This is a genomic window from Methylosinus sp. R-45379 (genome assembly GCF_001644125.1).
GTDB lineage: Bacteria > Pseudomonadota > Alphaproteobacteria > Rhizobiales > Beijerinckiaceae > Methylosinus.
Map to the genome: position 1 here is coordinate 33,875 of NZ_LUUM01000146.1, position 10,959 is coordinate 44,833.

General features: G+C 66.7%; 12 protein-coding genes. 8 read left to right on the forward strand and 4 right to left on the reverse strand.

Annotated elements, in window-relative coordinates:
* Positions 1–60 precede the first annotated feature (60 nt).
* The 8 genes from A1351_RS07250 to A1351_RS07285 all read left to right on the forward strand — a co-directional run bounded on the left by A1351_RS07250 (position 61) and on the right by A1351_RS07285 (position 7,798).
* On the forward strand, positions 61–960 hold the full coding sequence (locus tag A1351_RS07250) for a YihY/virulence factor BrkB family protein (protein WP_245291605.1): 900 nt from the start codon (positions 61–63) through the stop codon (positions 958–960).
* A gap of 27 nt (positions 961–987) precedes the next feature.
* Entirely contained in the window at positions 988–1,893 is a 906-nt protein-coding gene (locus A1351_RS07255) for a Ku protein (RefSeq protein WP_024880200.1), read from the forward strand.
* A gap of 18 nt (positions 1,894–1,911) precedes the next feature.
* A complete protein-coding gene (ligD, locus tag A1351_RS07260) occupies positions 1,912–3,513 on the forward strand; it encodes a non-homologous end-joining DNA ligase (RefSeq protein WP_083967207.1) in 1,602 nt (533 codons plus the stop codon).
* Positions 3,510–4,400, forward strand: coding sequence for a non-homologous end-joining DNA ligase (gene ligD / locus A1351_RS07265; protein ID WP_064032643.1), 891 nt, complete (start codon positions 3,510–3,512; stop codon positions 4,398–4,400). Before ligD (A1351_RS07260) ends, ligD (A1351_RS07265) begins: the two co-directional genes overlap by 4 nt.
* A gap of 33 nt (positions 4,401–4,433) precedes the next feature.
* Positions 4,434–5,699 carry an MgtC/SapB family protein gene (locus A1351_RS07270; protein ID WP_064032644.1) on the forward strand — a complete coding sequence of 422 codons (1,266 nt, stop codon included), beginning with the start codon at positions 4,434–4,436 and terminating at the stop codon, positions 5,697–5,699.
* A 78-nt stretch (positions 5,700–5,777) separates the two neighbouring features.
* Positions 5,778–6,221: a CBS domain-containing protein gene (locus A1351_RS07275; RefSeq protein ID WP_064032645.1), complete on the forward strand. Its 444-nt coding sequence runs from the start codon at positions 5,778–5,780 to the stop codon at positions 6,219–6,221.
* A complete protein-coding gene (locus A1351_RS07280; RefSeq protein WP_024880195.1) occupies positions 6,197–6,508 on the forward strand; it encodes a DUF3175 domain-containing protein in 312 nt (103 codons plus the stop codon). The genes A1351_RS07275 and A1351_RS07280 overlap by 25 nt, the downstream gene beginning before the upstream one ends.
* A gap of 135 nt (positions 6,509–6,643) precedes the next feature.
* Positions 6,644–7,798, forward strand: a complete 1,155-nt coding sequence (locus A1351_RS07285) for an acyltransferase (RefSeq protein ID WP_064032646.1) — start codon at positions 6,644–6,646, stop codon at positions 7,796–7,798.
* Between the two features lie 6 nt (positions 7,799–7,804).
* On the opposite strand, the gene A1351_RS07290 is transcribed toward A1351_RS07285, so the two are convergent.
* From A1351_RS07290 to A1351_RS07305, 4 genes are all read right to left on the reverse strand, one after another.
* Positions 7,805–8,239: an HIT family protein gene (locus tag A1351_RS07290; RefSeq protein ID WP_024880193.1), complete on the reverse strand. Its 435-nt coding sequence runs from the start codon at positions 8,237–8,239 to the stop codon at positions 7,805–7,807.
* A 105-nt stretch (positions 8,240–8,344) separates the two neighbouring features.
* The gene (locus tag A1351_RS07295) at positions 8,345–9,214 is read right to left on the reverse strand and encodes a prephenate dehydratase (protein ID WP_024880192.1); all 870 of its coding nucleotides are present in this window, start codon (positions 9,212–9,214) and stop codon (positions 8,345–8,347) included.
* Positions 9,211–9,957 carry a 3-deoxy-manno-octulosonate cytidylyltransferase gene (locus A1351_RS07300; RefSeq protein ID WP_024880191.1) on the reverse strand — a complete coding sequence of 249 codons (747 nt, stop codon included), beginning with the start codon at positions 9,955–9,957 and terminating at the stop codon, positions 9,211–9,213. The genes A1351_RS07295 and A1351_RS07300 overlap by 4 nt, the downstream gene beginning before the upstream one ends.
* Before the next feature lie 49 nt (positions 9,958–10,006).
* Positions 10,007–10,405: a hypothetical protein gene (locus tag A1351_RS07305; protein WP_083967209.1), complete on the reverse strand. Its 399-nt coding sequence runs from the start codon at positions 10,403–10,405 to the stop codon at positions 10,007–10,009.
* Positions 10,406–10,959: the final 554 nt, after the last annotated feature.

A 10,959-nucleotide genomic window follows, 5' to 3' on the forward strand; every position in this document is an offset into this window, starting at 1 on the left:
TCCTACGGATTGCGCGCGGCGCTATATTCCCTCGGGCGATGAGCGCGGGGAGCCGGCGCCGTGGACGAAGTCGAGAAAGCCGTTTTCCAGCGCGCCCTCGGGCCGCTCGCGCCACGGGCGGAGCGCCTTCCCGCGCCGCTGCGCGTCCCGCTGGACGCCTTCCTGCATTTCGTCGATCGCGACGGCTTCGCCATAGCGAGCCATATCGCGCTCTCGACATTGATGTCGCTGTTTCCCTTCCTCATCGTGGTGACGGCCTTCGCCGGCCTCATGGGCTCCAAGAGCCTCGCCGACGAGGCGGGGCGTCTGCTGCTCGACGCCTGGCCTCCCGAGGTTGCGGAGCCGATCGCGCGCGAGATCAAGCGCGTCGCGACGGAGCCCCAGGGCGGCAATCTCACCTTCGGCGCGCTCTTTGCCGTCTATTTCGCCTCCAGCGGCCTCGAGAGCCTGCGTATCGGCCTCAATCGCGCCTATGAGGCGCAGGAGACGCGCAGCTGGTGGCTGCTGCGGCTCGAGTCGATCTTCTATGTGGTCGGCAGCGCGGCGGGCCTGCTGGCGCTTTCCGTTCTCGTCGTGCTCGGACCGCTCATCACCGACGCCGCGGCGCGCTATCTCGATTGGTTCGCGCCCTTCGAGCAGATGGTCACTCTGGCGCGCTATGGCGTCGCGACGCTCATTCTGGCGCTCACGCTCTTCGCCATTCACGCCTGGCTGCCGGCGGGACGGCGGCGCTTTCTGGATATTCTCCCCGGCGTGCTGGCGACGCTCCTGCTGTGGCTCGTCGCCGGCGCCGCCTTCGGCCGCTATCTCGCGGCCTTCTCGGAGCGCTATGCGCTGACCTATGCGGGCCTCGCCTCGGCGATGATCGCGCTCGTCTTCCTCTATTTCTCGGGCGTCATCTTCATCTATGGCGGCGAGCTCAACGCCGCCATCGTCCGCGCGCGCCGCGGCGCTAGATAAAGCGCGAACAGCAAAGGGTCTCACCTCATGGCTCCACGCGCGCGCGCTTATTGGCAAGGCTATCTGCGGCTTTCGCTCGTCTCCATCGGCGTCGAGCTCTATGCGGCGACGTCGAGCGCCCAGGCGACGACGCTGCATCAGATCCACAAGCCCTCGGGCAAGCGCGTGCGCTATGAGAAGGTCGCGCCCGGCGTCGGTCCGATCGACTCCGCCGATATCGTCAAAGGCTTCGAGATCGGCGACGATTCCTATGTCGTGCTGGAGCCGGACGAGCTGGACGAGATCAAGCTCGACAGCGGCAAAGCGATCGAGCTGGTGCAATTCGTCGGGCGCGAGGAGATCGATCCGCGCTATTTCGACCGGCCCTATTATCTCGCGCCGGAGGGCGACGTCTCGACCGAAGGCTATGCAGTGATCCGCGAGGCGTTGCGCCGCGCCGGCAAGATCGGCATCGGTCGGCTCACCATGCGCGGGCGCGAGAGCATTGTCGCGGTGACGCCGCTCGGCAAGGGGCTGCTCGTCGAGACCTTGCGCTACGCCAATGAGCTGCGCTCCTATGAGCCTTATTTCGCCGAGATCGGCGAAGGCGACAGCGACGCCGAGATGGTGGCGCTGGCGACCGAGCTGATCGAGCGCAAGAGCGCGCCTTTCGATCCCAAGGCGTTCAAGGATTCCTACGCCGAGGCGCTGCGCGATCTCGTCGAGCGCAAGCGCGAAGGACAGGCGATCGTCACCACGGGCGAGGAGGAGCGTCGCGGTCCCGGCAAGGTGATCGATCTCATCGAGGCGTTGAAGCGCAGCGTCGGCGAGAGCGCGCCGCGGCCCGCGCACGGCAAGGCGCGCGCCGCGGAGCCGGCGAAAAAGGCGAGCGCGGCGAAGACGGCGTCGGCCAAGGCTGCGGCGAAGACTGGGCCGGTCAAGAAGCGCGCGTGACCGCGAGAGGAGCGCAAATTGGGTCCATCCGCGCGCTCGTCATCGGCTCATCGCGCCGCAAGACCGCTCGCAGCGAAGGACGAGCGGCTCTCCGCCTATCGCGACAAGCGCGATTTTCACCGCACCGCCGAGCCGGAAGGCGCCGCGCGCGCGCAAGGGCATGGCGCCTATGTCGTGCAGAAGCATCGCGCGCGTCGGCTGCATTTCGATCTGCGCCTCGAGCTGGATGGCGTGCTGAAGAGCTGGGCCGTCACGCGCGGCCCCAGCCTCGACCCGAGCGAGAAGCGTCTCGCCGTGCGCACGGAGGATCATCCGCTCGATTATGGAAGCTTCGAGGGAGCCATCCCCAAAGGCCAATATGGCGGCGGCGAGGTGATGCTGTGGGACCGCGGCCGCTGGACGCCCAAGGGCGATCCGCATCGCGGCCTCGCCGACGGACGTCTCGAGTTCACGCTGGAAGGCGAGCGGCTGAGGGGCGGCTTCGCGCTGCTGCGCATGCCGCGCCGGGGCAAGGAGCCGAAAGAAAATTGGCTGCTCGTCAAAATGAAGGATGGGCAGGCTGACGCCGATCTTGATCCGGCGCGCGAATGGACGCGCAGCGTCACGACGGGCCGCAGCTTCGCGGAGATCGCCGATGGCGAAACCCATGCGCCGCGCCTGCCGAAATTCCGCGCGCCGCAGCTCGCGACGCAGGCCGCCGAGCCGCCCGCCGGCGAGGACTGGCTGCATGAGATCAAATTCGACGGCTATCGTGCGCTCGTCGCGACGGCGGGCGGCAAGTGCCGCGTCTACACGCGCTCCGGCCTCGATTGGACTGAGAAATTCCCCGGCATAGCGGAAGCCGCCGCGCAATTGCCGATGAAAAGCGCGCTCATCGATGGCGAGATCGTCGCGCTGGAGGAGAGCGGCCGCAGCGATTTTGGCCTGCTGCAGAAGATGCTGGAGAAGCGCCCGCGCGCGCTCGTCTTCTACGCCTTCGATCTGCTGGAGCTCGATGGCGAGGATGTTTCCAACGAGCCGTTGCTCGAACGCAAGAATCGTCTCGCCGCGCTGCTCGCCGAGCCGCCGGCGGCGATACGCTACAGCGGCCATGTGATCGGCGCCGGCGCGCGCTTTCTCGCCGAATGCCGACGCTTGTGGCTCGAGGGCGTCGTCTCCAAACGCGTCGATCGTCCCTATCTGTCGCGGCGCACGCGCGCCTGGATCAAGGTCAAATGCCTGGGCCGCGATGAGTTCGTCGTCGGCGGCTATCGTCCTTCGACGAAGAAGGGCCGCGACTTCGCCTCTCTGCTGCTCGGCGAATTCGTCGATGGGGAATTGCTCTATCGCGGCCGCGTCGGCGCCGGCTTTTCCGATCGCGATCTCGCGCAGATCGGCGCCGCTCTGCGCGCGCATGCATGCAAGACCTCGCCCTTCGCCGCCGTGCCGGCGGAGATCGCGCGTCATGCGCGCTATGTGGCGCCGCGGCTCGTCGTCGAGATCGATTACACGGAGCGCACCAAGGAGGGGCTGCTGCGCCATCCGACTTTTATCGGCCTGCGCGAGGACAAGCCGGCGATAGAGGTGAGCCCTCCTGCCTTCGATCCATCGCCCCGCGAGCCGAAGCGAGGCCCGCGATGATCCGCCTCACCAATCCCGACAAGCCGCTCTATCCGGCCGCCCTGCATGTCACCAAGCAGAGGCTGGTCGATTATTGGCGCCGCGTCGCGCCTTTCGCTCTGCCGCATATCACCGGGCGGCCGCTGTCGCTGCTGCGCTGTCCCAATGGCGCGGCGCATGGCTGCTTCTTCCAGCGCCATCATCGGCGCGGCCTGCCCGCGGGACTCAAAGCCGCGCCCATAGCCGGGAGCGACGGCGAACGGGAAGAATTTCTCTTCCTCGACGATCTCTCCGGCCTCGAAGGCGCGGCGCAGATGGATGCGCTGGAGCTGCATATTTGGGGCGTGCGCTTCGATGCGCTGGAGAGTCCCGATCGTCTCGTCTTCGATCTCGATCCCGATCCTTCCGTAACCTTCGAGGAGGTGAAGCGCGCCGCGCGCGATTTCCGCGCTTTGCTGGAGGCGGCGGGGCTCGCGAGCTTCGCGCTGCTCACCGGCGGCAAGGGGCTGCATGTCGTCGCGCCGCTGGATGACGCGCTCGACTGGCCGACCTTCACTGGTTTCGCCAGAGGCGTCGCCAGCCGTCTCGCGGCGGATGATCCGGCCCGCTTCACCGCAATGGCGACCAAGGCGCGGCGCCATGGCCGCATCTATATCGACTATCGGCGCAATGATCGCGGCGCGAGCGCGGTCGCGCCTTTCTCGCCGCGCGCGCGGGAGGCGCCGTCCGTGGCGACGCCCGTTTCCTGGGACGAGCTCGGCCGCATAGAGCGCGCCGATTTTTATTGCCTCGACAAGGTCGAGCGCCGCCTCGCCGCGCTGCGCGCCGATCCTTGGGCCGGCTATTTCGATCTGCGACAAGGCGTCTCGCCGGCGGCGTTGCGCATGTTCGCCGGCGCGCGGCTATAGTTTCGAAGTTCTGCTATTCGGGAAGGCCGGCGCATGGAGACGACCGAATTGTTCCGCCGCCTGACGGTGGCGCTGGCGATCGGCCTTTTGATCGGCCTCGAGCGCGGCTGGCAGGCGCGCGAGGATGAGGAGGGCGAGCGCGCCGCTGGCTTTCGCACCCATGCGCTGGCGGCGCTGCTCGGCGCCGTCTGGGGCGCCATCTCCAATCAGACCGGCATAGGCGGCGCCGTCTCGCTCGGCCTCGCCTTCGTGGCTTTCGCAGGCGCGATCGTCCTGTTTCGTTATCGCGAGATCGTCCATGACGAGACCTTCGGCGCGACCACAGTGGTCGCCGCAATGCTGGCTTTCGCGCTCGGCGCTTTCGCCGTCGTCGGCGATGTCGAGGCCGCGGCCGCGGCGGGCGTCGCCACGGCGGGATTGCTAGCGCTGAAATCCGCGAGCCATGGCTGGCTGCGGCGCCTGAGCTGGGTGGAGTTGCGCTCCGGCCTGACGCTGGCCGCGATGACGGTCATTCTGCTGCCGCTGCTGCCGGACCGCGCCGTCGATCCCTGGAACACGGTCAATCCGCATGAGATCTGGCTGCTGACCGTGCTGATAGCGGTCATCAACTTCCTCGGCTATGTGGCCATGAAGGCGGCGGGCGGCGTTGGCGGCGTGGCGCTGACGGGAATCGCCGGTGGACTCGTCTCCTCCACCGCCGCGACGATGACGATGGCGCGCCTCTCGCGCGAGCAGAGCGAGGGCGCGCCGCTCTTCGCGGCTGGCGCGCTATTCGCCAACGCCACAATGGCGCTCCGCGTGCTGGCTGTCGTCGCGCTGATCGACGTCGAGCTCCTCGGCGTTCTCGCGCCGCCTTTCGCGGCAGGCGGCGCCGTCATGCTCGCCTTTGCGCTTTTCTTCATGCGCCGCGCCGCCGCCGTTTCGACCGATGGCGGTCACGCGCCGAAGAACCCTCTCGATCTCGGCGCGGTGCTCGAATTCGGCGCGCTGCTCACCGTGATCGCGATACTGGCGCGTCTCGCCACCCGAGTGGCGGGCGGGGCCGGCGCGTTGGCCGTCGCGGCGATCTCGGGCGTCGTCGATGTCGACGCCATAACTTTGTCCGTCGCGCGGCTCGATCGCGCGACGCTCACGCTCGATGTCGCTGCGGCGTCGATCGGCCTCGCTGTCGCCGTCAACACGCTCTCCAAAGCGGCGCTGACATGGTGGATCGGGGGCGCCGGCCTCGGCTTTCGCGTCGCCGCCGCTTCTGTGCTGGCGCTCGCGGGCGGCCTCGCGGTCGCGGTGCTCGCGCGCTGAAAAGCGCGGAACCTTCGCCAGCCCCACAAGTTTCCTCGGGTAAACCCACTTTTCCTCGGGAAAACACGGAGGCGAACGATGAAGATCAAGGACATCATGACTCGCGAGGTCTGTCTCGTCGAGCCCGATCAGACGATCTGCGACGCCGCCAAACGCATGGCCGATCTCGACATCGGCCTTTTGCCGGTCGGTGAGCACGATCGTCTCGTCGGCATGGTCAGCGATCGTGACATCGCCTTGCGCGCCGTCGCCGCCGGCAAGGGCGCGGCGACGAAGATTCGCGACGTAATGACCAGAGACGTTCGCTATTGCTATGAAGATCACGACGTCGAGGACGTGGCGCAGAACATGGCCGAGCAGCAGCTGCGTCGGCTGCCAGTGCTCGATCGCGGCAAGCGCCTCGTCGGCATCGTTTCTCTCGCCGATCTCGCAATGGACCGCGACGCTGGCCTCAGTGGCGCGACGCTGCGCGGCGTCTCCCAGCCCGGCGGCCACCATTGCCAGAGCGCGCGCGCCGCCTGAGCGGCGAGAAAAGCAAATCCGCCTATTGGTCGGCCGAGGTCGGGCGCAAGAGCAATGCGCTGGACCTCGAGCCGGATGTCTTCACGCAGGGCGATCCCCGCGCCATAGCGCGCTCGCTGAGGCGCTCGGCGGAAAAAAGCGAGCGTCGCAAGAGCGCGCCTTTCCGCTCCGCGATGTCCATGCTGAATTTCTACATCAATCGCGCCGGCCGGGGCCTGCCGGCGGAGCGCCGGCGCATATTGGAGAAGGCCAAGACAGAGTTGCGCAAGCTCTTCGGCCGCGCCTGAAACGTCGCCGCATCGTCGCCACGTCCGCGCTGTTAAACACATTTAAGTAAAACATTACACGAAATGGCAAAGTTATTGCTGGCGCGAGGGGCCGTCTCTAACCTGCCGAAAGATGCACAGCGTTGGAATGAGTCTATGTCGGATATTCTCGAGGGCGCCGGCGACAGTCTCGCCTGTCGCGCATTCGCGCCCTCTCGCGCGCAATCGATGCATCTGCGCCTGCGCGAGCTCGATGGGTTGCGCGGCTGGGCGGCTTTCTCCGTTCTGCTCTTTCATTCGATCTGGCAGAGCTTCGGCGAGAATTTCCCCATATTGCGCAATGGCTGGACAGCGGGGCTCATCGACGGCTCGCTCGACGTCAGCGTCTTCTTCGTGGTCTCCGGCGCTGCGCTCAGCGCGCCTTTCTTCTCGGGCGGCGGCGGCGAGTATATTCTCTCGGCGGCGCTGCGCCGCTACATCCGCCTGACGACGCCGATCGTCGCGACGGTTCTGCTCCTCCTCGTCGCGGAGCGCCTCGGCTTGGCGCGGCTCGGCGAGGCCGCGCAATTCGCGCCGGGGCTTTCCGCCATCGCCGGCGAGACTGGGCTGAGCTTCGCGCAGGCGCTGAAATGGGCGCTCTGCAACGTCTATACGAAGCCCTCCGAATGGGGGCCGGCGCTGCCATTTCTGTGGACCATGCCTTGGGAGATGGTCGGCTCGCTGGCGCTGTTCCTGCTGCTCGCCTGCTATCCGGCGATGAAGCGGCCCGAGCGCTCCATCGCCATCGGCGCGTCATTTTTGATGCTGCTGTTTCCCTATCTCGCGGCTTTTCTCTTCGGCGCGCTGATCGGCAAGGCGAAGCTCACCGGCGCGCTCACTACGCCGGCGCCGGGGCGGCTCTCTCTTCTCGATTCAACGCCGGCGAAAATAATTGCGGCCGCGACGCTCTATGCGCTCGCCTCTTGGACGATGACGGCGGGCGCCGTCCCCCATGTTCATGTAATTCTCGCCGTGGCGATCGTCGCTCTGGCGCTGCGCTGGCGCGGTCTCTCGGACTTCCTCGGCGAAAGCGCCATCTCGCGCTTTCTCGCGAAAATCTCCTTCCCGCTCTATCTTATCCATTATGTGGTGATCGCGACGGCGACCTCCGCGGCGATCACGCTCGTCGGCGATAGGCTCACTCTGCCGCTCGCTCTGGCGATCTCGGCGGCGACGATCCTGCTCTCGATCGTCGCGGCCATGCTCTTCGCGCCGGTCGAGCGCTTCGCCCACGCGGCGAGCCGGCGCTTCGCCGCTCTGGTTCTCGGGTAACGCGGCTCAGCCCGGAAACGGGCCGAGCGCGGCTCTGATCTTCTCCGCCTGCGCCTTCAGCTTCTCGCCGTCGCCCATGGTTCCCGGCGGGCGCAGCGCGACGCCTTCGAAGCGCGGCAGAATGTGGAAATGCAGGTGGAAGATCACCTGTCCGCCGGCGCTCTCATTGAACTGCTGCAAGGTGAGGCCATCGGCGCCGAAGGCGTCCTTGGCCGCCTTGGCGACATGCTGAACGCGGGGAATGAGCGCTACGAGCGCGGCCGGGTCGATGTCCAGGAGATTGCGCGCCGGAACCTTGGGGATCACCAGCACATGGCCCTCTGCGCGCGGCATGATGTCCATGATCGCGAGCGCCACATCATCCTCATAGACCTTATGCGCAGGGATCTCCCCGCGCAGGATTTTGGCGAACACATTGTCATTGTCATAGGCTGCGGCCATGGGGCTTCTCCCGTCTGAAATGTCCTGCTGTCCTACGGTTTCCTCGATGATCGAGCCGTGCGATCGCTCCCTCTCCCCGCGTGCGGCGGCGAACGTTGCGCGTCGCTAATCGCCATATTCGAAGCTGCGCTTGTTCTCCAGGCGGAAGCGATGCGCCGGATAGACGCCGATGATCTCCAGCTCCTTGGAGAAGAAGCGCAGCTCGTCGAGCGCGCGGGCGAGCGGCGGCTCCTCGGGATGGCCGTCGACATCGGCGAGGAAGCGCGTCGCCGCGAACTCGCCGTCGACCATATAGCTCTCGAGCTTGGTCATGTTCACGCCATTGGTGGCGAAGCCGCCGAGCGCCTTGTAGAGCGCCGCGGGCACATTGCGCACGCGGAAGACGAAGCTGGTCATCGTCGGGCCATTGCCCGGCGCCGCCCATTTCGACGTCTTGGACAGAATGACGAAGCGCGTCGTGTTATGCGCGGCGTCCTCGACATTCTCGGCGAGAATGTCGAGCCCATATATGTCCGCGGCGAGGCGCGGCGCGAGAGCGGCTTTGCTCTTGTCCTTCCACTCCGCCACCTCACGCGCGGCGCCGGCCGTGTCGCCCGCCGTATGGGCGGTGAGGCCGAGCTCGCGAATGATCCTGCGGCACTGGCCGAGCGCATGCACATGGCTGTAGACGCCGCGCAACGTCTCGCGCGTCGCGCCGCGCGGCGCCATCAGCTGAAAATGGATCGGCAGAAAATATTCGCCGATGATGTAGAGCCCGGCGTTGGGCAGGAAATGATGGATATCCGCCACGCGCCCGGCGATCGAATTCTCGATCGGGATCATGCCCAGCGCCGCGACGCCTTCGGTCACTGCCGCGAAAGCGTCCTCGAAGCTGGCGCAGGGCAGGGGCTCGCAATCGGGATAGGCGTCCCGGCAGGCGATGTCCGAATTGGCGCCGGGCTCGCCCTGATAGGCGATTTTCGGCCGCTCGCTCATCGACGGCTCCGTTCGTCTTTGTCCTGCGCCTCGCGCAGTCGTTGCAGATCGGCGCTGGTATCCACCCCACGGGCGGCTTTGTCCAGAATCATGGCGTCGATCCGCATGCCGGCCTCGAGCGCCCGAAGCTGCTCCAGCCGCTCGCGCAGCTCGAGCGGGGATGGCGGCAGGCCGATGAAGCGCGCCAGCGCCGCCCGGCGAAAAGCGTAGACGCCGATATGATGATAGTCCGGCCCCTCGCCATGCGGCGCCGGGGCGCGGGTGAAATAGAGCGCGCGCATCCGCCGCGGCGCGATCTCGGCGCCAATCAGCTTAACGACATTGGGGTCGTCGCGCTCGCCTGCCGCAGCCGGGGCCGCGAGCGTGGCGATATCGACCGAAGGCTCCGCCAGCGGCTCCAGAGCGGTCGCCAGCGCCTCTGGATCAATGTCCGGCTGGTCGCCCTGCAGATTGACGATGACGTCATGCACGCCCGCCGGATCGAGTCCGGCCAGCGCCTCGCCGATGCGGTCGCTGCCGCAGGCGTGGTCGCCTGTCGTCAGAGCCGCGCGCCCGCCGGCCGCGGAGACGACGCGTGCGATCTCCTCCGAGTCCGTCGCTACCGCGACCGGGCCGATGGCGGCGGCGAGCGCCTTCTCCAGGACATGGAGGATCATCGGCCGGCCGGCGATCGGCGCCAGCGCCTTGCCCGGCAGGCGGGAGGAGCCCATTCGGGCGGGGATGACGACGAGCGGACGGGCCATCATGAGGGGCGGTTCTCCTCGTGGTCGCGCCGCCGCTCTCGCGGACGGCTCAATAGGCGCTCTGGTCCTCGGCGACCCAGCCCTTGTCGGCGCGCACGAAATGCAGCGTGCCCTCGGCCTTCAGCACCTCGCCCTTCTGGAAGCTCTGGCTCTGAGTGAGGCCGAGATAGGCGCAGCGGCTGCGGTCCGAGCAATCGGCCTCATAGGCGTCCGGGAACTGCACCTCGGCCTCGTACCACAGCTCATAGGCTTCGGCGTTCGGCGTCTTCAGCGCCCGTCCGTCGATCTTCTTGAAAGAGATCAGCTTGCCGCTGACGCCCTGCTTGGAGAGCAGATTGCGCAGCACCTTGGCGCCGACGGCGTCATTGGGCTCGCGGACGCCGTTGCAGGCGGCGAGCGCCAACGCCGCCGCGCCGGCCAGCGCCAATCCGAGACCTCGAAGCTTCATCGATTTTCCTCCCGCGCCGCTGACGGCGCTCTTGCTTGGCGGCGGATGGCCCGGCATTGGAAGGCCCCCGGCCGGGTGGGTTTGCCACAAAGCTCGATCCCGAGCAAAGGCGTCGTGGAAAACTCCGCTCGGGCGTCGCCTGGTGACGGTTCAGCGACATGGGGGTTCTTTCGTAAGGGGCTGTTTTCAGCTGCGTATTTCGAAACTTGTAGAAAATCTTGCCAGATGGTTGCATTTTTATGCAGCTGAGCTAACCTCAGCCATGCCAAAACGTGGTGCGCGTCAGGCAGCGTCGGGGGCTAAGAAGAATAAAGAACCCAAGGCGTGCTTTTGCGTTGGATGCGTATCGGCAGACAACTTCGAATACCCTGCGGAGTGCTCAGGTCCGCCGCATCTCCTGGGTCCGTGGGGTTGGCCGGCTGGCGTTGGTTGGAGTGGCCTCCTTAAAGCCAGCGCCAGTCGGCCGCCTTCGTTTCGGGGGAAACGAAGGCGGCCGCAGCCGGCAGGCGTGACGATCGAGGAATAATCTTCTCTCCGCCTGAAACGAAACGAGC

Bases quoted from the DNA above. Each gene is read 5' to 3' on its own strand.
- A1351_RS07255 (WP_024880200.1), top strand. From the start codon at position 988: ATGGCTCCACGCGCGCGCGCTTATTGGCAAGGCTATCTGCGGCTTTCG.
- ligD (WP_064032643.1), top strand. From the start codon at position 3,510: ATGATCCGCCTCACCAATCCCGACAAGCCGCTCTATCCGGCCGCCCTG.
- A1351_RS07270 (WP_064032644.1), top strand. From the start codon at position 4,434: ATGGAGACGACCGAATTGTTCCGCCGCCTGACGGTGGCGCTGGCGATC.
- A1351_RS07275 (WP_064032645.1), top strand. From the start codon at position 5,778: ATGAAGATCAAGGACATCATGACTCGCGAGGTCTGTCTCGTCGAGCCC.
- A1351_RS07285 (WP_064032646.1), top strand. From the start codon at position 6,644: ATGTCGGATATTCTCGAGGGCGCCGGCGACAGTCTCGCCTGTCGCGCA.
- A1351_RS07290 (WP_024880193.1), bottom strand. From the start codon at position 8,239: ATGGCCGCAGCCTATGACAATGACAATGTGTTCGCCAAAATCCTGCGC.
- A1351_RS07295 (WP_024880192.1), bottom strand. From the start codon at position 9,214: ATGAGCGAGCGGCCGAAAATCGCCTATCAGGGCGAGCCCGGCGCCAAT.
- A1351_RS07300 (WP_024880191.1), bottom strand. From the start codon at position 9,957: ATGGCCCGTCCGCTCGTCGTCATCCCCGCCCGAATGGGCTCCTCCCGC.
- A1351_RS07305 (WP_083967209.1), bottom strand. From the start codon at position 10,405: ATGAAGCTTCGAGGTCTCGGATTGGCGCTGGCCGGCGCGGCGGCGTTG.